Here is a 20,171-nt window from a genome sequence, read left to right on the forward strand (position 1 = left end):
AATTTGAAATTTGGAGTTTTTTCAACTCATAACCCATAACTCATAACTCCTTACTTAATTCGCTACCTCACTAATAAATTTTATCCTGTACAATCTAAGTTCCTCCTCATCGTAATCGCCGTCAAATTCCTCGAGGGCATCCTCGATCTTATCGGTTTGGCTTTCCAGGAAGTATTCGTGAATCTCCTCCTGCTGTTCCTCATCAAGGATATCGTCCAGCCAATACCCAATATTGAGTTTGGTACCGCTGTACACAATGGCTTCCATTTCCTTAATGAATTCGTTCATCTCCATTCCCTTTGCCGAGGCAATATCGTCCAGAGGTAATTTTCTGTCGACGCTTTGAATAATATAGAGCTTGAGGGCACTGTTGGCTCCGGTGGTTTTTACCACAAGATCATCGGGGCGGGTAATATCATTGTCCTCAACATAGCGGCCTATGAGGTCTACAAATTCCTTCCCGAATTTTTTGGCTTTTCCTTCCCCTACACCGTGAATGTTACCCAACTCCTCCATTGTCATTGGATATTTCAGTGCCATATCCTCCAGGGAGGGATCCTGAAAGACCACAAAAGGAGGTACATTCTGCTTTTTGGCCACCTTTTTCCGCAATTCCTTCAGCATTTTAACCAGGGTCTCATCTACCATATTTCCGGCAGCTTTGGACGGGGTTACAACCGCTTCTGTTACACTATCAAAAATATGGTCTTCGGTCATCATAAAAGAGGAAGGTTTCGCAAGAAATTTTTCCCCTTTGGTAGTAATGCGCACCACGCCATAGGTTTCAATATCCTTTTTCAGCATTCCGGCCACGAGCACCTGGCGAATCAATGCCATCCAGTATTTTGAATCCTTGCTTTTCCCTTTTCCGAAAAGCGGATGTTCATCTGTCTTATGGGAAATTATTAAGGCGTTGGCCTTTCCAATCATGGTGTTTACCACATCCTTGGCTTTATAAATCTGGTTGGTCTCCTTAACTGTCTTCAGCAGTAATTCTACATCTTCCTGTGCTTCATGTTTCTTCTTGGGGTTCCGCACATTGTCATCCATGGAAGCACCTTCTCCGGAAACTTCATCAAATTCTTCCCCAAAATAATGCAGGAGAAATTTTCTCCGGGAAACAGAAGTTTCGGCATAAGCCACAACTTCCTGCAACAAAGCCTGCCCTATTTCCTGCTCGGCAACAGGTTTGCCGCTCATAAATTTCTCAAGCTTCTCAATATCTTTATATGAATAGAAAGCAAGGCAATGGCCTTCGCCCCCATCCCTTCCGGCACGGCCTGTTTCCTGGTAATAACTTTCAAGGCTTTTAGGAATATCATGGTGAATTACAAAACGCACATCCGGTTTATCTATTCCCATTCCAAATGCGATAGTGGCTACCACCACGTCTACATCTTCCATAATAAACATGTCCTGGTGTTTCACCCTGGTCTTTGCATCCAGACCTGCATGATAAGGCACGGCAGAAATTCCGTTTACCTGTAAAGTTTGGGCCAGCTCCTCAACGCGTTTTCGGCTAAGGCAATATATGATTCCCGACTTTCCTGCGTGCTGTTTTACAAATCTTATAATATCTGCATCCACACTCCGGGTTTTCGGTCTTATCTCATAATAAAGATTGGGCCTGTTAAAACTGGCCTTAAAGGTATTGGCATCGGTAATGCCCAAATTTTTCAGAATATCCTCCTGGACCTTGGGCGTTGCGGTAGCCGTAAGCCCAATAATGGGAATATCATCTCCAATCCTTTTGATAATATGTCGTAAATTCCTGTATTCGGGCCTGAAGTCATGGCCCCACTCACTAATACAATGCGCCTCATCTACCGCAAGAAAAGAGATCTTTACAGTGCGCAGGAACTCAACATTTTCCTCTTTGGTGAGAGATTCGGGGGCAACATACAATAACTTCGTGATGCCGTTTGTGATGTCCTCTTTTACCTGCTTTACTTCAGATTTATTCAGGGACGAATTAAGTACATGGGCAACGCCATGTTCCGAAGAGATCCCACGAATGGCATCCACCTGGTTCTTCATTAAAGCAATGAGGGGAGAAACTATTATGGCAGTACCATCTTCAATAAGGGCCGGGAGTTGATAGCACAGTGATTTTCCACCACCCGTAGGCATTATCACAAAGGTGTTTTTCCGGTTTACAATACTTGTGATTACCTGTTCCTGAAGGCCCTTAAACTGGCTAAACCCAAAGTACTTTTTAAGCTGTTTGTATAAGTCGATTTCGGTAGAACCCATTCAATTGTCTTACAATTTTACATACATTTGCACTAATTAAAGATACATATTTCTTTAGTATTCACAATTCATAATATTACTAATTTGAAACTGGAAGAAAAAATCCTTTCCATAGCCAAAGACACCATATCTATTGAAGCAAAGGCGATCGCCGCGCTTGAAAATCTTCTCACACCTCAATTTGCTGATGCTGTTCAATATATCTATAACTCGAAAGGCAGGGTAATTATTACAGGTATTGGGAAAAGTGCCATAATTGCCAGCAAGATCGTAGCTACATTAAACTCTACCGGCACTCCCGCAGTTTTTATGCATGCGGCAGATGCCATTCACGGCGACCTTGGCAGTATTCTGGAAGATGATGTGGTAATTTGTATCTCAAAAAGCGGGAATACCCCGGAGATAAAAGTACTGGTACCACTTATTAAGAATTTTAAAAACAAGATAATTGCCATCACAGGAAATATAGATTCTTTTCTGGCCCAGCAATCCAATTACGTGTTAAATACGTATGTAGAAAAGGAAGCCTGCCCCAATAATCTCGCTCCTACCACCAGCACTACGGCGCAACTGGTAATGGGCGATGCGCTTGCAATATGCCTTCTTAACCTGAGGGAATTTTCAAGTAAAGATTTTGCAAAATACCACCCGGGCGGGGCGCTTGGAAAAAAATTATATTTGAGAGTGAGTGATATTACATCCCAGAATTTAAAACCCCAGGTATCTCCGGAAACCAATGTACGGGATGTGATTGTTGAAATTTCAGAAAAAATGCTGGGAGTAGCAGCTGTTATTGAGAACGGAGCTGTTGCGGGAATAATTACCGATGGTGATATACGCCGAATGTTGAAAGATCACGATACTTTTACACATCTCACGGCGGCCGATATTATGAGTCCGGGCCCAAAGACCATAGATCAGGATGCCATGGCTGTAGATGCCCTGGATATGCTGGAACAATACAAAATTACGCAATTAATAGCCGTAGAGAACGGCAAATACGCCGGAGTGGTGCATATTCATAATTTAATACGAGAAGGAATTTTATAATGGGAAAAGTAAAAACACCTCATGATGAAATGTCCTTTTTGGACCATCTGGAAACTTTACGCTGGCATTTAATACGTGCTACGCTCGCCATACTTATTGCCGGTATAATAGCTTTTTTGGCCAAGAGCTTCATTTTTGACGTCCTGCTTTTCGGCCCTCGTAATGCCGATTTCTGGACCTATGATATCTTATGCCGGATCTCCAATTTTGTAGGAGTGGATGGCGGATTCTGTTTTGACGAAATGCCCTTCCGCATACAAAGCCGGACCATGGGTGGACAATTTTCTGCTCATATCTGGGTGGCATTAACCGCCGGTTTCATTATTGCCTTCCCTTATGTGATCTATGAATTCTGGCGATTTGTGGCGCCTGCAATGAAGGAAAATGAAAAGCGCAATGCCAAAGGATTTATCTTTATTTCCTCAATTCTGTTCTTCCTGGGAGTACTTTTTGGATATTATGTAGTAACCCCACTATCCATTAATTTCCTCGGAAAGTACCAGGTAAGTGCCGATGTTTTTAATGATTTTGACCTCGCAAGTTACATAAGCCTGGTAAGGGCTTCGGTGATTGCCAGCGGACTCTTATTTGAGCTCCCAATCATCATATATTTTTTAACCAAAGTTGGTGTTGTAACCCCTCAATTTCTTCGGAAATACAGAAAATATGCCCTGGTTATTATCCTCATCGTATCAGCAATTATTACTCCGCCGGATATTGTGAGTCAGATAATTGTTGCCATACCCGTACTTATCCTGTATGAAGTGAGTATTTTTATTTCAAGGATCGTTTACCGCAAAGAAGAAAAAGAATTAAGGGCTTCTAAAGCTCTCACAAAAAAATAATATTGCTATGTCAAATCAGGTAGAAGAATTTAATGAATACCGGCAACGGATGAATGATGTGATCTTGAAAGATAACAATAAGATCATAAAACGCATTTTTAACCTGGATACCAACGCTTATGCCCCCGGCGCCCTGGATGTAAAAACCAAAGAACTTCTGGGCCTTGTAGCCTCCACAGTTTTACGCTGTGACGACTGTATAAAATATCACCTTGAAACCTCTTATAAAGAAGGCCTTTCCAAAGAAGAGGTTGTTGAAGCCCTTGGCATCGCCACCCTCGTTGGCGGCACCATCGTGATCCCGCATTTAAGGAGGGCTTATGAGTTTTGGGAGGAACTTGAAAAACTGGGTTAGAAGTTGTGAGTTGTGGGTTGTGAGTTGTGAGTTGTCAGTTGTGGGTTGTCAGTTATCGGTTTTTAATTTTAGGGGGTTGATGTAATGTGTAAAAAAACAAGTATTTTGGTTTTTTTCCTATTTATTAAGATCAACACCATTTTTTTATGAAAAGCTATAAGGACCTTGACATCTATAATCTGGCTTTTGATTATGCTATTGAAGTGCATAAATTATCCCTAAAGCTTCCTAAATTCGAGTTATATGAACAGGGTAGTCAGGTAAGAAGATCTTCCAAGGGTATAAAAGATGCAATTGTTGAAGGATATGGAAGAAGAGCTTACAAGAAAGATTTTTTAAAATTTCTGGTCTATGCACACGCTTCACTATTAGAGTGTATTTCCCAACTGGAAATGATCGGCGAATTATATGAAATTGAAGGTGTGGTGGAATTAATAAGTAAATATAATTTACTGGGAGGTAAGATTTTTGCATTTATTCAATATGTTGAAAAAAATTGGAAGACCTAAAGAAACCGACAACTCACAACTCACAACCGACAACCGGCCATGAGGGATGGTCAATAAAATTGTAATTTTACAGCATACTCAGTATTCATGAAACTATTCGCAGAAAATTTAGTAAAGGCCTACAAGGGCAAGGAAGTGGTAAAAGGGATATCGGTAGAGGTGAATCAAGGGGAGATCGTTGGTTTGCTGGGGCCGAACGGAGCCGGGAAAACCACTTCTTTTTATATGATCGTGGGGCTTATAAAGCCCAATGGCGGGAAGATCTTTTTAGACAATCAGGATATTACAAAATTCCCAATGTATAAGCGCGCGCAATACGGTATTGGATACTTGGCGCAGGAGGCATCGGTTTTTAGAAAATTAAGCATAGAAGATAATATTATGAGTGTGCTGGAGCTCACAAAACTCAGCAAAAAAGAGCGGATCCATAAAATGGAGTCCCTTATTGAAGAGTTTGGCCTTGGCCATATCCGCAAGAACCGTGGAGACCTTTTAAGCGGGGGGGAACGCCGCCGAACCGAGATAGCTCGTGCTCTGGCAACCAATCCGCATTTCATCCTTCTCGATGAACCTTTTGCAGGTGTAGATCCCGTCGCTGTAGAAGATATTCAGCGTATTGTAGCCCAGTTAAAAAACAAGAACATCGGAATTCTTATCACAGATCATAACGTACAGGAAACCCTTGCAATTACAGACAGGACCTACCTTATGTTTGAAGGAAATATCCTGAAACACGGTGTGCCCGAAGAACTCGCTGCCGATGAAATGGTGCGTAAGGTCTATCTGGGAAAGAACTTCGAATTAAGGAAGAAAAAGATATTTGAGTAAGAAGCGCCCCCCAACCCCCAAAGGGGAGTTTCTAACTCAGGCGGTTTTGAAATAGTTTTTAGTTGTTTTCCACTTTGCCCCTTCTTAGAGGGTGACGAAAAATGGATTAAACTTCAAACTCAAATTTACCTAAATCAATCCCCCCCTTTAGGGCCGGGGAAAGGAATTGATTCAATCCATCAATTTTATCTTTTCCGCTTTGCCCCTCCCTAAAGGGTGACGGAAAAAGGATTAAACTTCCAACTCAAATTTACCTGCTACAATGCACTCTTTTTAGGACCGGGGAAAGGAATTGATTTAATCCATCTATTTTATCTTTTCCGCTTTGCCCCTCCCTAAAGGGTGGCGGAAAAGTATTAATATTAATCTTCAAATTAAAATTTTCCCTCAATCAATAGACTCCCTTTAGGGCCGGGGAAAGGAATTGATTTGATCCATCTATTTTATCTTTTCCGCTTTGCCCTCCCTAAAGGGTGACGGAAAAAGGATTAAACTTCCAACTCAAATTTACCTGCTACAATGCACTCTTTTTAGGACCGGGGAAAGGAATTGATTTAATCCATCTATTTTATCTTTTCCGCTTTGCCCCTCCCTAAAGGGTGGCGGAAAAGTATTAATATTAATCTTCAAATTAAAATTTTCCCTCAATCAATACACTCCCTTTAGGGCCGGGGATAGGAATTAATTATTTCTTCTATTGCCACTAAAACTTTTTCTATCCTATTTATTACTTCCTCATTTGAAAATCTTAATATCGTCAGATCTTGAAACTCTATTATTTCACTTCGTTCTTTATCTTTCAATTTTTGAGCCGGGCTTTCATGATAACCTCCATCTACCTCAATAACTAATTTAAGGCTGTGGCAATAAAAATCCACGATAAAAATATGTAAAGGGTGTTGACGCCTAAATTTATAACCCCAGCTATTATTTTTTAATCTATTCCAAAGAAGTTTTTCCGGTTCAGTCATATTCTTTCTCAAGATCTCAGCCTTTGCAAAATTCTCAGGCGGAGCACCTTTATACATGCTGTTATCGTGATATGGATTATATCTTTTCACTCACTAATTTTAGAAATGGGATTGAATCATTCTCATACTCTTTTTCCGCTTTGCCCCCTAAAGGGCGGCAGACAAAGGATGAAACTTCAAACTCAAATTTACCTCAATCAATTCCCTCCCTTTAGGGCCGGGGAAAGGAATTGATTTATTCAATCACCCCTTTATTCCCCGGAAATACCAGAGAAACCACCACATAACTCACAATTATAACCGGAATAGCTATAAACTGCAGGAGAATTATTAAAAGCAGGCTATAGGCGATAAAAATATAACGGAGTTTATTCTTCTGAAAAGACCAGTCGGAAAATTTAAGGGCGAAGAGCGGGATCTCGGCGTTGAGCATATAACAACTGAGAAAGGTAAGGCCAATTAAAAACCATTCATTAAGAATAAGTGAAACCGCCCATGGGTGAGGCTGAAATGCCAGTATTAGCGGCAGACTTAAAATAAGCAGGGCATTTGCGGGGGTGGGAAGGCCTATGAAGGAATCGGTTTGGCGGTCATCAATATTGAACTTTGCCAGTCGGTAACCCGAGGCGGCTGCAATGAGTAAACCTATAAGTGCCAAAGCAGGGAAATCCCATTGAAACCAGTTGCCGGAAGCCTGCCATTCCTGTGCAGGCGCGCCATTCCCGGGCAACGCTCTTACCAGGAGCTGGAACATTACGATACCCGGCACCACTCCGCTGGTCACCATATCGGCAAGGGAATCCAGTTGCAGTCCCAGTTCGCTTTTAACATTGAGCGCACGGGCTGCAAGTCCGTCAAAATAATCGAAGAAAATTCCCAGGGCTACAAAGAGTCCGGCCATGATCAAATTCCCCTGTACCGCAAATATCACGGCTATCACGCCGCATAAAAGGTTAAGAATAGTTATTAAATTCGGGACGTGTCTTTTTATAGCCATTGGTTAGGTTTTTGGTAAAAATAGGAATAAATTTTAGTAGTGAGAATTGAGACCCTGGATTCTGGATTACAGATTCTGGATTCTAGATTCTAGACGGTAGATTGTAAAATAGCTATTTGCTAATTACTATTCCCTAATCCCTTTTCACTAATACGGAAGTGAAGGATCTCAAAAGAACCGGGATCATCCTTTACCGAATGTACGCTAAGTAGGAGGAGTCGTTTTCATAAGAGATTCTCTCAGTCCGCGCACTAGCGCGGCCTTCAGAATGACATATTGTGTTTTAATCTCGTCGTTTTGTCATCCTGAACCCGCCTGCAAGCAGACGGTGTGAAGGATCTCAAAGGAACCGGGATCATCCTTTAACCGGAAAGTATGCTAAGTAGGCGGCGTCGTTTTCATAGGAGATTCTTTCAGCCCGCGCACTAGCGCAGCCTTCAGAATGACATATTGTGTTTTAATCTCGTCGTTTTGTCATCCTGAACCCGCCTGCAAGCAGACGGTATGAAGGATCTCAAAGGAACCGCCATCATCCTTAAACGGGAAAGTATGCTAAGTAAAAGGAGTCGTTTTCATAGGAGATTCTTTCAGCCCCCGCTCGTAGCGGTCGCTTCAGAATGACATATTGTATTGTGATAACGTCTTTCTGTCCTCCTGACCCCCCTGCAAGCAGGCAGTATGAAGGATCTCAAAGTAACGGTGATCATTCTTTAATCGGACAATTTCCAAGAACAAGTCGTTTTCACAAGAGATTCTTTCAGCCCCCGCTCGTAGCGGTCGCTTCAGAATGACAGTTGCAACTTGTATCCCTGAGCGCAGTCGTAGGGTCTATTTTAAATGATTAGTATTTAGGGCGTTGCAATTAGTTTTTAGTGGGTTTTAAATTCAAATCATGTTAGATCCTGAAACAAGTTCAGGATGACGTATTAGTTATTCGGATTTTTAAACCGATAACTGAAGCCTTCCCCATGACAAATTTTAAAGGGAACCTTGAATTTTGAATTTTAAACTTTAAATTCTACTGTCTACCGACTAAAGACTAAAGACTCATAAGAACTCACCCCTTAAAACAATAACTCATAACTCATAACTCCTAACTCTTAACTCATAACCCATAACCCAAAAAAGATTCCTATTTTTGAAATGGAATTCTACCTTATGAAAAACCTCCTTTACGCAATCCTTAGCGGATTCCTTCTGGCACTGGCCTGGCCAACATACGGGTTTCCGTTGCTTATTTTTTTCGCATTTGTACCCGTGTTGTATGCTGAATTTAATCTGCGGAATTTCAGCACCAAACATACCGGTCTTAAAATTCTGGGACACGCGTACCTCACTTTTTTCATCTGGAACCTCATCACCACCTACTGGCTCTACTACTCTACCCTCTTTGGGGCGGCATTTGCCATTTTGGTGAATTCGCTTTTAATGGCGCTGGTTTTTCTTTTGTATCACATCGTTGCAAAACGCACCAATTTTAAGGGAGCAGCCGCATTTTTGATAAGCATCTGGATCGTGTTTGAAAAACTGCACCTAAACTGGGAATTTTCCTGGCCCTGGCTTAATCTGGGAAATGTTTTTGCCGTGAGCCACAACTGGGTGCAGTGGTATGAATATACCGGGGCTTTCGGCGGCACGCTGTGGATACTGTTGGTAAATATCGCCGTGTATAAATCGGTTGTGCTGTATCGGGAATACCACGATAAAGCCATTCTCTGGCGCGGACTCATAAAAGCGGGTGTTTTCATTGCTGTTCCAATTGCAATCTCATATGTGCTGCTTAGTTATTATTCTGAAAGTACCAAAACCCTGGAAGCGGTAATTCTGCAACCCAATATTGACCCATATTCTGAAAAATACAGGGTTAGCGATACCAGTATCGGCGAATTACTGATGGAATTAAGTGCTGAAAATGTTACTGAAAATACCGCCATTCTCGTAGCCCCCGAAACTGTTTTTGCCAGTGGTACCGTCCTGCCCGGTTTCCAAAGATCAGAAGCGGCATTTGCCGGAAGGCAGATCGTTGACCGTTACCCCGGAATTAATTTCCTGAGCGGGATCTCATTTTATGACCGTTTCAGCGACCCCGGGAGAGTAGCAAAACAAACCAATCAGTTAGGACCTTCAGACTGGTATAATGATTACAATTCGGCATTTATGATGAACGGGGAGAGCCTTCCGCAGCTATATCACAAATCAAAGCTGGTGGTGGGCGTAGAGAATTTCCCATATCAAAGCATTTTAAAACCCATTCTGGGCGATATCATGATAGATCTTGGCGGGACGGTAGCAATGAAAACCACGCAGGAAGAAAGATCCGTCTTTGAGCTCAATAACAATTCTTCAACCGCACCCATCATTTGTTATGAATCGGTTTACGGGGAATATGTAACCGGATATGTTAGAAATGGCGCCAATTTCTTAACCATCATCACCAATGATGCCTGGTGGAGTGATACGCAGGGCCATAAACAGCACCTCAATTACGCCAAACTGCGCGCTATTGAAACCCGAAGGTCTATTGTGCGAAGCGCCAACACGGGGATCTCGGCTTTTATCAATGAAAAAGGAGACATATTGCAAACCCTGGGATATGAAGAACAAGGCAGCATTCGTGGCGAAATCACTTTAAACGATACCCAAACCTTTTATGTAAAACACGGCGATTACATCGCCCGAATCGCTCATTTCCTTGCTCTCTTCCTTTTTCTGTTTGCGGTGGTACCGTTTAAGAAGATTGTGAAAAGGTAGAAAGCGGTTGTCGGTTATCAGTTGTCGGTTGTCAGTTGTCGGTTGAAATTTCTTAAATTGTTTTTATACTAACGACTACTCACTACTCCCTACTCCTATTGCCCCCTAAAGAAAATAACCGTGCTAAAGGTTTTCAGCAAAATATTGAGATCCAGGAAGAGGCCCCGGTGTTTAATGTAGTAAAGGTCATACTGGAGTTTTTCCAGGCTGTCATCGTGGCTCGAGCCGTAATTGGCTTTTACCTGTGCCCAGCCGGTGAGGCCCGGTTTTACAATGTGGCGGGTCTTGTAGAAAGGCATCATTTCTGAAAGCTCCTTCACAAACTTGGGCCGTTCCGGCCGCGGACCAATAACACTCATCTCCCCGCGAATAATATTGTAGAACTGCGGAAATTCGTCTATCCGGGTTCTGCGAAGGAAGCGGCCAAACCAGGGGATCCTGGTGTCATTGCGATTAGTCCACTGCGGGCCGTTAAGTTCAGAATTGTTGGGCATGGTGCGAAACTTCACGATCACAAACGGAATGGCATTCTTTCCAATGCGTTCCTGCCTGTAAAACAGGCAACCGCGATTTCCCGCCAGGTTTCCAAGCCATACAAAGGGAATAAGCAACCCACAAATGAAGAGCCCTGTAAGGGAGGCAAAAATATCAAACATGCGGTGAAAAAAGCGATATAATTTATTCTGATTACTGCGGCTGAAAAGAAAGAACTTATAAAAATCCTTCCCTATATGCTGCACCGGCACCCTGTAGGTAATATCCTCATATACCTGGGTGTAATCCTTAATGGGAAAACCCTCAATAAGAAGGTTGTTTAACTCTTCCAGAATGGGAATATTCCCCGCTTTGGTGCGGGTGGTAGAATCGGCCACCACGATTTCATTGAGGTGTTCTTCCTTGATAATTTCAGCAAGAGGTTTATTTTCAAAGTGTAATAAACCCCTGGATACGGGAAGAACTTCAGCGTTTCCGGTATTAATAAATCCCACCACCACATAATTGGGGTCGCTCTTTTGTAGTGCCGTGATCATCAGGTCCAGCTCGGCCGCATCTCCAATGAGCAACACCTTTTTGTAGAATCGGGCAGAAGTGATAAGGGTTACATATGCAAACCGCCATAACAGCAAAGAGCCTGTAATGGCAAAGAAAAAGAACAGGATCTGTATCCGGTTGTCGGGGAGGCTGGGGGTATAATACGGGGTAAGGATAAAAAAAAGCAGGGTAAGGGAGGCGGTTAGAATAACGTTTTTAAGCACAACCTCAAATTTCCCGGCCTGCTGCAGGTCATATAACTCAAAAATGGTGGAAAAAATATTGAGATAAATAAGCAACATCAGGGTCCACACCCAATAATAATCTGTAATGCGGAAATAGTCAAAATGAAAGATAATTCCCACAAGACTAAGCGTTAAGAGCACCGCAATATTATCCATGAGGCGCAGCAGCACCTTTCTTTCAGAAATATCAAAGTGGACCAACGACTTTTGAGACATCAGGAGTATTTATGACTAAAGATAAAAAAATTCAGGTGAGAACTTTACTCCATTCAATTTTTATAATTTCCCAGTCAAATTCGGCGGTTTTCGCTCTCCCGTTTTCAGCAAGAAACCGGCCTTTTTCGGGGTCTTCCACCAGGGAAAGGATCTTTTTGGCCATAGCTTCCGGGTCATTGGGGGCAACCAGCAATCCCGTGCGGCCATCCTCGATCAAAAACGGGATGCCACCAACATTGGTAGAAATGACGGGCAGTCCCAGGGCCATAGCTTCAATAACGCTCACCGGGGTGTTGTCAATACTGCTGGAATTAATAAAGATATCATAGACTGCCGAAAGTTTCAGCCATTCCTTCTTCTTCAGTTTTCCCGTGAACTTTACGGGAAGGCTGTGCTTTTTTACATATTTTGTGGCTGCAGCAAGACTTCCGTCCTTATAGGGGCCTACCATACACAATTCGGCTTCAGGATAAATTTTCAGCAGAAGCCGAAAGGTTTTTAAGGCCAGCAGCGGATTATAGATCTCGTCAAAGGCCCGTACCCATAGAAGTTTGGGTTCAAAGTTCTCCCTTTTTTTAAATTGGTATTTATTTAGCCGAAGGGGATTTGGAATATATTGAACGTGCGAAAAGCCCAGATTTTCAACTTCCGTTTTCAGGTAGACCGAAGGGGAAATGATACGATGGGCATTCCCCAAAAGTTTTGAGGTGGCACCCGGCGTTTGCCGGAAGCGGTTCTTAAGGTCTCCCCCGTGCAGGATGGGGATATATTTTTTAGAAAAAGAATGCGAAAGCCGGCCAAGTAAAACGGCATACCAGAAATTCTGGGTGCTATAAACATCAATTAGGATATAGTCTGCCCTGCGGTAATTGGCAAAAAATACCTGCAGCATATGGGACAGGCGCAGGAACTTATTTTTTAGGGCCGAAGCCGAGATCACCTTAAACCCCTCCCCTTTTAATCCCTCCTCCAGGCTGCTGTGGGTGGTGGGGTTGTTTTTGGAAGTGGAGAGTTTGTTGCCTATATATAAAACAGTTTTACCCATTACTCCAGTAATTGGTTCCACTTTTCTTTCACCACCTCCCAATCAAAATTTTCCACCTTTTTATGAGCCTGCAGGGCTATCTCCTTTGCCTTCGCCGGGTCCTCCAGCAGTTGTTTCACCGCTGCGGTCATTGCCTCTGCATCTTTTGCAGGCACCAGGAGCCCATCCTTATTATCTTCAATTAAAAAATGCATCCCGCCCACGTTGGTAGAAACCACGGGCAATCCAAGTGCCATAGATTCAATCACGCTTATTGGGGTATTGTCAATATTGGTGGTATTCAGGAAAATGTCATAATCTACAGAGAGCCCGGCCCATTCCCTTTTTTTAAGTTTACCGGGGAATTTCACGGGTAGGTTGTGTTTGGCGGCGTAGGCGCGGCATTTTTGCATAGTACCATCCTTTTCGGGGCCTACCATACACAGCTCAGCCTGCGGATATTCAGGTAATAACTCTTCCAGCACTTTTACCGCTAGCATGGGGTTATACCTGCCCTGGAACCTGCGCACCCACAGTAGTTTTGGCTGAAAAACCTGCCGGTCCTTAAATGGGTATTTTTTAAGCTCAATGGAGTTGGGAATGATCTGGATATTGTCAAAGCCGGCTTCTTTAAAGATGTTGTAAAGGAATAAAGAAGGGGCCACGTTCATTTTCGCTTTTCCAAAAAGGCTTTTGCTCAGGAAGCGGTTATCGCTCAACCTTTCCGGCAGGTTCCCGCCGTGCAGGATAGGGATATAATCCAGCTTATAGATCTGGCAGGCCTTTGCCACCAGGTAGGCGTAGTAGAAGTTCATCGCACCATAGGTGTCAATGATCACCACATCTGTCTTTTCATGATGTTTGGCAATAAGGCCCAGCATTTCAATAAGCCGCAGGGCTTTGTTATTCTTGTTGGAAGCTTTGCGCACACGGTACCCCTCCTTTTTAAGCACCTTGCTGAAAAAGGAAATATAGGTAGCCGTAAAGCTGTCAATTGCTAAGTCGTTTCCTATATACAGGATCCTTTTTCTCATCTACGATATATAATAAAGCAAGCCCATAAACTAAACCCGGCAATGCAATTCTCATGGCAGAGTGGTTAACGGTCAAAAACCAGAACGCCACAAAAGCCAGGAAATAATAGTTGTTTTTAAATTTTGCCCAAAAGATAATAGGGACAAATATAAGAATAAGAACTGCTACTATACCCAATAATCCGTGTTCAGATAAAAGACGACTAATTTCATTATGAGAAGCGGTATCCCGACCGGCCTCCTCACTTCTAAACTTTTTACCTTTACCAACCCCAATACCCATTACGGGATTGTTATAGAACCCTTGAAGTTCCGTTACTATAAGTTCCGCTCTCCCGGTAGTTATATCTGTTTCCAATTGCCCGGCAGCATTTTTGTTGGTATAACGATATGTAATTAAACCTTGAGTCTTTGTTGCTGTATATATCCATATGAAACAAATGGCAGCAAATAATAAAGTGAACTTTACAAACAATTTCTTTCTTTCTTGGCGGGATTGCTTAATATAATAAAATAGAAGAAAAACAAGAATGCAAATTATAGCGGTTATTACCCCCCCTCTGGAGAATGTTACAATGGCTCGATACCCCATTAGACCCATCAAGACAAAATCAACCACATTAATTGCAGAATCTTTAATTACAAATAAACGTGTGCAGAGAATGAATGCTCCTAAACCCATAATTGTTGAAATTTGGTTAGGACCATAACCACCGGAAGCGGCATAATTTGAATTTGTACCCGACATTAAGACTTCACCTATACTAGGGGTATAAAAATAGAGATAAGCCATTGTGGTTATAAGCGGCATCAACAACATCATCAGAATATAATTGAATTGAACCGCTGTTATTTTCTTATAATAACAATAAAGTGCAGACACACCCAGACTTACAGGACCACTTAGATTGAATGCTATTGCTTTTCGAAACACCACATCATAATCCAGGGTAAAAGAGGCCACAATAATTCCCGGAATAAGAATCAGCAAATAAATCCAATAGGGCACTGTTTTAGTAGATGTGCCTTTGAAAAACATTCCAATAATTAAAAAAAATATAACGGCATATTTCCCGGTTTCGTAAAAAACCATACTCCCATTCATTCTAAAAAAAACTTCTGCCCCGGCAATATAAGCTGCTGCCATTAAGGCTTCATTATTCTTATTATTTCTTGAGAGAACAATGAAAAGAAAAAATGCTAAAACACCAAGTAAAAGATATTGAGCCGAAGGTCTGTACAGATAAACAATAAGGCCCATAAGGACATGTATCCCGAGCAACCGTAAGTACGATATGAAATCTAAATTTTTAATTTAAGTAAGATTTTTTTAAAGATTCATTCTTTCGTTATTATCCACTCCATATTAAACAAATTTATACATCTGGATTACCTGAGTTATAACAATTTCTGCCGAATAATTATTACTCACATAATTTTGCAATAAGAGACCGTTTTTTTTGCACAGGTTATTATCTTCCGTATATATTCTTATTCCGATTGCTAATGCAGAAGAATCTTTTGAAGGGATAACTAATCCTCGGTTTGATATTATATTTTTACATTTTCCCACGCTTGTGCAAATAACCGGTAAACCGGCCATACCATATTCAAGTAGAGCTAAGGGTAAGCCCTCAGAACGTGAAGATAATACACCAAGATCAGCTTGTTCCAATAAAGATATTATTTTCTGTTGAGTTCCATAATAAAAGATTTTTTCTTTCAAGGGTGAATTTTCAATTACTTTAAAAACAGATTTGGAATATGCAGTCCCGGGATCTTCCCCAACAAGATGCAAAGTTATCCCAAGAGCCGGCTTCAGCATCTCAAAGGCTCTAAGCAAATTTAAATGGTCTTTTTGAGGCCTGATATTCGCTACACAAATGATCTTAAAATCATCAGCATTTCCCCTTAGGGTAATTTTAGCGGTAGGCGTTGGATCAGGTTCAGGAATAAAATTCTTGATCTCAATAACCTTCTTACAATCCAGGTTTTTATTTGCCCATTCTTTCAGACTTGTATTCACAGAAATGATCCCTGCGAATAATACTGAAAACCTTTTTAAAACCTTATATTCCCTTGCTTCCTGATTTTCGTTTTCACCGTAATGGTCATGCCAGATAAGTTTGAATTTGCATCCCGATAATTTCAGGAGTCCTGCCAGGAAAAAGGAAGTGCTGTGGGCGTGGACAATAACAATTTTATTTTTCCTGATATATTTTCTAAGCTTCAAAATTGCATTAGGATCCAGACTGGATTTCTTATTCAAGTATAGATATCCCACTTCCGGCTTCAACTCATCCTTTAACATCCCCTCCTGCCTCGTACAACACAAAAAAGATCCCTCCACGTGCGGCACCAAAGCATTGGCAATATTCACTGCCATCTTCTCTGCCCCGCCCGGCCTTAAACTGTCTATTAGTTGCAGTACTCTCATCCCTCTACCCCGCCTCTCCCGAAGGAAGAGGAACTTTTATTATTCGAAACCTTATCGCTCTTTAAAATTTCTTTTATTGCATTTTCAAACTTTTCTAAGGTATATTGTTGTGACCACTCCTGCGCTTCCATTGACATACGCCTCATCTCTTCCGGATCTTTAAGAAGTTCAATTATCTTTTGGACCGTTTCTTCTAACATGTACTGACTCTCATTTTTACCAGACGTCACTTCGAGCCTGCCTTGCCGGTAGGCAGGTGTTTCAGAAAACCCGGTTCTCGATACATTTCCCCGTTCTCCTTCCGGAGAATCGGGTAAACACTCAAACTGACGGTTTTTCTGAAATGTATCGAGAAGTCCACTTTCCACTCCTCCTAACCCGTCCTGACTATCCTCTTTCCACTTTCCTCTTTCCACTTTTACCTCCGGAATCAAAATCCCCCTTTTAGTAATGGTGACATTTTTGCCTCCCCCTTTGGGGGCGGGGGGGCTGCTAGCATCCAAGGTACACAACTCACCGCTGTCGCGATCGGGATACACCCAAAGAACATAGCCTCTGCAACCGCTTTGGGCCAGCCTTCGCTTTTTGAGGCAAGGATAAGAAAGTGTGCATCTTTATAATGCTGTTTTAAAACATCAAGCGGCTGATTTCCATGAAGATGGATATAATCCTTATTTTTAGCTACCTTTTCCAAATCATTTTTTAGTGGCCCGTCCCCGTATATATGTATTTCTGCCGGAATGCTTCTATTATTTAAAGCTTCAACTAGTTTTATGGCAAATGAAGGTTGCTTTCCTATTACCAAACCGCCGACAAACAGAAATTTATATGGCGACTTAAAATCTTTTATGACTACTTCTTTTTCGCTTTCTTTAAAAGAAGCGGTGAAAAATGGCAGAATATTTTTTGTTTGATTCGGCCATTTCCCATACACCAGAACCGTCATATTGCGGGTTAAAATTGTATTGCTTAATATCCATTTCTGTAGTTTATAGGACCAGGGCTGTTTTGCTTCCGGATCCCAGTTGCCGGCGTATTTTGCGGTCTTTGGTTTGTGCGGAAAAAAGATTTGTAATAAACATCCAATTAATCCTATATTCCCGGGACAGCGGAGATGCACATGTTCGGCTCGCAGCATTGAATTAAATACTTTTAAAAATATTAAAGGTAATTTCCAAAAAGAACTTGAAATTGATTTAAAGGTCAAAAGGTGGACGGAAGGTATTGCAGAAAAAACCAGTTTCTGATGCTGATAATATTCACCCCCATTTACTTCGATTGTTGAACACTTTTTTAGTGGCGCAACTATCTCTACCTTTCCTACATGCTTTAACCAAATATTCATCTCTCTTATGTAAGGCGCATATGCCACGAATTTTTCCTTCTCGATAGTATGTAGCACATGAGTAAATATAGAAAATGACATTATTTAGTTATTTGGATATTCCTATTATAGAGGCAAAAAATGAAGATCTATTAAATTATTATATAATTATAAAAAGGATTGATTGCATTTAAAAAAATGGTCTGAGAGAATTTGTTCTTCGAACCAGAATATTGCTTAGGAATACAAAACCAATTTTTATTTGGTTGATTAACAAATTCAGATGGCACTACTTCTTTTATCCCTAATTTTTGAATGTAATATACTTCATATTGCATTTCTATTAATTTCTCATATAACTGAGTAACTGATATTTTTGCTCTTTTTTCCAATAAATTCTTATTTGCTTCTATTATTAAAAAAGGCTTATGTTTATTAATCAGATTTAACCCACCCTTCAATACGTTATAATCAAATCCTTCTACATCTGTTATTATTAAAGCACAAGATGATATAGTAGAAAATTCCTGATCTAAGGTTATAACTTTTATTTCTTTTGTATTATTTTCTTGATGATTTGTTATAAAGCCAGACCCCGATCTATTTTCAGGAGGAAATTTGAAATTTGCAATTCCAGAATAATCAGAAACAAGGCAGTTATACAAATGAAGATTATTAAAATTATTGTCCTTTTTAATTTGTTTTAAAGCTTCGAAATTTTGGGGAACAGGCTCAAAAGCGTGGACCATATTGAATTGATTTATCTTCGCGAGGGAAATGGTTTCGGTGCCTATATTAGCACCCACTTCTATAAAGTCCCCTTTTTTAACTTTTAGAACACTTTTAGCCAAAACTATATTCCTCCAATCAAAATAACCGTGAACAAAAAATTTAAAGGCATGGAAATCTTTGGTATTGCTTCGAAAGACCCCTCCCGTAAAAGATCTTCTTTCAAAATCCATTGCCATTTCCTCTGCCTCTTGATTACTAATTAACTTTTTTCTTACCTGTTGAGCAACAATGGGGGGTAAAAATTTGCAAATCCACCGTACCGTTTTTAACCTGCTATTTTTCATACACTTGCTAAATCGGATATTTTAAGGACTAATTTCTGTGTTGATTTTTTTATTTCAAATTCCTCTAAGAACCGTTGATAGCACCCTTCACTAAAGTTTTTACGCAATTCTGGATTTCCAAGCAATTTTATTAAATTGAAAGCTAAATCTTCCGAATTTCCTGGCTCAAACAGAAAACCGTCCTTGCCGTCTCTTACAATCTCCGCAATCCCAGAGGTGTTCGACCCCACGACAGGTGTTTTAACTGAAAAGCTTTCAATAACAACAAACCCAAAGGCTTCCACCAGCGATGGCACAACGGTACAATAGGCTTCAGAAAATTCCTCAAGAACACATATTTTAGGTCGATTACCCAAGAAAGATATGCTTTTCCCAATTTCAAGGACTTCTGCCTTTGCCTTCAGATCTTTTATTTCCTTTCCTTCCAACTCTCCACCTACAAGCACAAGATTAACATCCGGAAATTTAGAAATGACCAACGGCATAGCTTGAAGTAAGGTCAAAACTCCTTTAGATGGATGCATTCTGCCAACATAAACAATTTTATTTTTAATAATATTATTGGTTCTATCTAAAGGCTGTTTCACTGCATTATAGACGACTTCAATTTTAATCTCCGGCACTCCAAAATTTTGCACTAAATCTAATTTTGTAGCTTTAGAATTGGCGAATATGTGGGTGGCTAACTTATAAACATATTTTTTACGCATTTGCAAACTTTTTTTGGATGCAAATTGAGCTGAAATAGTACGGCTCCAGGCTATTCTTGTTTTTACCCCTAGCAGGAAACCTACGATAAGAAACATATTAACTGATCCAAAAACCGATAACATTATTTCAGGTCGGTATCTTTTAACCATCTGGATTAAAAACCTTAAATCACTCCAATTTGTTGGTCTTTTTGAAGGCCATTTAAAAATCTTAATTTTTGAAGAAATTCCTTCAGGCCTAACTTTTTTTCCGTCTGTAATAATGATAACCTGGAACTCTGCCGCTAAACGGTTCGATAATTCACTGAAATAATCAGACACTGAAGATTCTGCAATTGTAAACGAAAGAAATATTGTTCTCAAGATTGGGCTATTTTAATAATTGAATTTCATTTATGATATCAAAATTCCACTTTCGGAAAAATCATTTTACTTTCCCTAAGGAATGAAAAGTGATTTACTACAATTTCAGCTTTTTCATTTACCAATGTTAATTAATTTACGGTAGCCAGGT

The 20,171-nt window shown here is 40.8% G+C and carries 18 protein-coding genes; 6 read left to right on the plus strand and 12 right to left on the minus strand.

Going from position 1 to position 20,171, the window contains the following annotated elements:
• Positions 1-54: 54 nt before the first annotated feature.
• Entirely contained in the window at positions 55-2,253 is a 2,199-nt protein-coding gene (locus FK178_RS08330) for an ATP-dependent DNA helicase RecQ (RefSeq protein ID WP_146833433.1), read from the minus strand.
• An 84-nt stretch (positions 2,254-2,337) separates the two neighbouring features.
• Between FK178_RS08330 and FK178_RS08335 the strand changes: the two genes are divergently transcribed.
• From FK178_RS08335 to lptB, 5 genes are all read left to right on the plus strand, one after another.
• Positions 2,338-3,303 carry a KpsF/GutQ family sugar-phosphate isomerase gene (locus tag FK178_RS08335; RefSeq protein WP_146833436.1) on the plus strand — a complete coding sequence of 322 codons (966 nt, stop codon included), beginning with the start codon at positions 2,338-2,340 and terminating at the stop codon, positions 3,301-3,303.
• On the plus strand, positions 3,303-4,148 hold the full coding sequence (tatC, locus tag FK178_RS08340; RefSeq protein WP_146833439.1) for a twin-arginine translocase subunit TatC: 846 nt from the start codon (positions 3,303-3,305) through the stop codon (positions 4,146-4,148). Before FK178_RS08335 ends, tatC begins: the two co-directional genes overlap by 1 nt.
• A 7-nt stretch (positions 4,149-4,155) precedes the next feature.
• Positions 4,156-4,503, plus strand: coding sequence for a carboxymuconolactone decarboxylase family protein (locus FK178_RS08345; protein WP_146833442.1), 348 nt, complete (start codon positions 4,156-4,158; stop codon positions 4,501-4,503).
• A 146-nt stretch (positions 4,504-4,649) separates the two neighbouring features.
• The gene (locus FK178_RS08350) at positions 4,650-5,012 is read left to right on the plus strand and encodes a four helix bundle protein (RefSeq protein WP_146833445.1); all 363 of its coding nucleotides are present in this window, start codon (positions 4,650-4,652) and stop codon (positions 5,010-5,012) included.
• Positions 5,013-5,099: 87 nt separating this feature from the next.
• A complete protein-coding gene (lptB, locus tag FK178_RS08355; RefSeq protein WP_146833448.1) occupies positions 5,100-5,840 on the plus strand; it encodes an LPS export ABC transporter ATP-binding protein in 741 nt (246 codons plus the stop codon).
• Positions 5,841-6,502: 662 nt separating this feature from the next.
• Here the strand turns inward: lptB and FK178_RS08360 are convergent.
• Together FK178_RS08360 and FK178_RS08365 are read right to left on the minus strand one after the other, a co-directional pair.
• Positions 6,503-6,901, minus strand: coding sequence for an endonuclease domain-containing protein (locus FK178_RS08360; RefSeq protein WP_240793800.1), 399 nt, complete (start codon positions 6,899-6,901; stop codon positions 6,503-6,505).
• A 145-nt stretch (positions 6,902-7,046) separates the two neighbouring features.
• The gene (locus FK178_RS08365; protein ID WP_146833451.1) at positions 7,047-7,808 is read right to left on the minus strand and encodes a CDP-alcohol phosphatidyltransferase family protein; all 762 of its coding nucleotides are present in this window, start codon (positions 7,806-7,808) and stop codon (positions 7,047-7,049) included.
• 1,158 nt (positions 7,809-8,966) lie between these two features.
• On the opposite strand from FK178_RS08365, the gene lnt reads away from it, so the two are divergent.
• On the plus strand, positions 8,967-10,559 hold the full coding sequence (gene lnt, locus FK178_RS08370; protein ID WP_146833454.1) for an apolipoprotein N-acyltransferase: 1,593 nt from the start codon (positions 8,967-8,969) through the stop codon (positions 10,557-10,559).
• 95 nt (positions 10,560-10,654) lie between these two features.
• Here the strand turns inward: lnt and FK178_RS08375 are convergent, their stop codons facing one another.
• The 9 genes from FK178_RS08375 to FK178_RS08415 form a co-directional block, all read right to left on the minus strand.
• Complete coding sequence (locus tag FK178_RS08375; RefSeq protein WP_146833457.1) at positions 10,655-12,052, minus strand: exopolysaccharide biosynthesis polyprenyl glycosylphosphotransferase; 1,398 nt, start codon at positions 12,050-12,052, stop codon at positions 10,655-10,657.
• A gap of 31 nt (positions 12,053-12,083) precedes the next feature.
• A complete protein-coding gene (locus tag FK178_RS08380; RefSeq protein ID WP_146833460.1) occupies positions 12,084-13,097 on the minus strand; it encodes a glycosyltransferase family 4 protein in 1,014 nt (337 codons plus the stop codon).
• The gene (locus tag FK178_RS08385) at positions 13,097-14,110 is read right to left on the minus strand and encodes a glycosyltransferase family 4 protein (protein ID WP_146833463.1); all 1,014 of its coding nucleotides are present in this window, start codon (positions 14,108-14,110) and stop codon (positions 13,097-13,099) included. Before FK178_RS08385 ends, FK178_RS08380 begins: the two co-directional genes overlap by 1 nt.
• A complete protein-coding gene (locus FK178_RS08390; RefSeq protein ID WP_146833465.1) occupies positions 14,067-15,257 on the minus strand; it encodes an O-antigen ligase family protein in 1,191 nt (396 codons plus the stop codon). Before FK178_RS08390 ends, FK178_RS08385 begins: the two co-directional genes overlap by 44 nt.
• Before the next feature lie 219 nt (positions 15,258-15,476).
• On the minus strand, positions 15,477-16,547 hold the full coding sequence (locus FK178_RS08395; protein WP_146833468.1) for a glycosyltransferase: 1,071 nt from the start codon (positions 16,545-16,547) through the stop codon (positions 15,477-15,479).
• Positions 16,544-16,981: a glycosyltransferase gene (locus FK178_RS08400; protein ID WP_146833471.1), complete on the minus strand. Its 438-nt coding sequence runs from the start codon at positions 16,979-16,981 to the stop codon at positions 16,544-16,546. Before FK178_RS08400 ends, FK178_RS08395 begins: the two co-directional genes overlap by 4 nt.
• Entirely contained in the window at positions 16,978-17,973 is a 996-nt protein-coding gene (locus tag FK178_RS08405; protein ID WP_146833474.1) for a glycosyltransferase, read from the minus strand. Before FK178_RS08405 ends, FK178_RS08400 begins: the two co-directional genes overlap by 4 nt.
• Before the next feature lie 50 nt (positions 17,974-18,023).
• On the minus strand, positions 18,024-18,947 hold the full coding sequence (locus tag FK178_RS08410; protein ID WP_146833477.1) for an FkbM family methyltransferase: 924 nt from the start codon (positions 18,945-18,947) through the stop codon (positions 18,024-18,026).
• Positions 18,944-20,020 carry a glycosyltransferase family 4 protein gene (locus FK178_RS08415; RefSeq protein WP_146833480.1) on the minus strand — a complete coding sequence of 359 codons (1,077 nt, stop codon included), beginning with the start codon at positions 20,018-20,020 and terminating at the stop codon, positions 18,944-18,946. The genes FK178_RS08410 and FK178_RS08415 overlap by 4 nt, the downstream gene beginning before the upstream one ends.
• Positions 20,021-20,171: the final 151 nt, after the last annotated feature.

Source organism: Antarcticibacterium arcticum, assembly GCF_007993795.1.
GTDB classification, from domain to species: Bacteria; Bacteroidota; Bacteroidia; order Flavobacteriales; family Flavobacteriaceae; genus Gillisia; species Gillisia arctica.

Coding starts and splice junctions, on each gene's coding strand:
- FK178_RS08385 (WP_146833463.1), bottom strand. CDS start 14,110: ATGAGAAAAAGGATCCTGTATATAGGAAACGACTTAGCAATTGACAGC.
- FK178_RS08330 (WP_146833433.1), bottom strand. CDS start 2,253: ATGGGTTCTACCGAAATCGACTTATACAAACAGCTTAAAAAGTACTTT.
- FK178_RS08350 (WP_146833445.1), top strand. CDS start 4,650: ATGAAAAGCTATAAGGACCTTGACATCTATAATCTGGCTTTTGATTAT.
- FK178_RS08380 (WP_146833460.1), bottom strand. CDS start 13,097: ATGGGTAAAACTGTTTTATATATAGGCAACAAACTCTCCACTTCCAAA.
- lnt (WP_146833454.1), top strand. CDS start 8,967: ATGAAAAACCTCCTTTACGCAATCCTTAGCGGATTCCTTCTGGCACTG.
- tatC (WP_146833439.1), top strand. CDS start 3,303: ATGGGAAAAGTAAAAACACCTCATGATGAAATGTCCTTTTTGGACCAT.
- lptB (WP_146833448.1), top strand. CDS start 5,100: ATGAAACTATTCGCAGAAAATTTAGTAAAGGCCTACAAGGGCAAGGAA.
- FK178_RS08395 (WP_146833468.1), bottom strand. CDS start 16,547: ATGAGAGTACTGCAACTAATAGACAGTTTAAGGCCGGGCGGGGCAGAG.
- FK178_RS08345 (WP_146833442.1), top strand. CDS start 4,156: ATGTCAAATCAGGTAGAAGAATTTAATGAATACCGGCAACGGATGAAT.
- FK178_RS08410 (WP_146833477.1), bottom strand. CDS start 18,947: ATGAAAAATAGCAGGTTAAAAACGGTACGGTGGATTTGCAAATTTTTA.
- FK178_RS08390 (WP_146833465.1), bottom strand. CDS start 15,257: ATGGCAGCAGCTTATATTGCCGGGGCAGAAGTTTTTTTTAGAATGAAT.
- FK178_RS08405 (WP_146833474.1), bottom strand. CDS start 17,973: ATGTCATTTTCTATATTTACTCATGTGCTACATACTATCGAGAAGGAA.
- FK178_RS08365 (WP_146833451.1), bottom strand. CDS start 7,808: ATGGCTATAAAAAGACACGTCCCGAATTTAATAACTATTCTTAACCTT.
- FK178_RS08375 (WP_146833457.1), bottom strand. CDS start 12,052: ATGTCTCAAAAGTCGTTGGTCCACTTTGATATTTCTGAAAGAAAGGTG.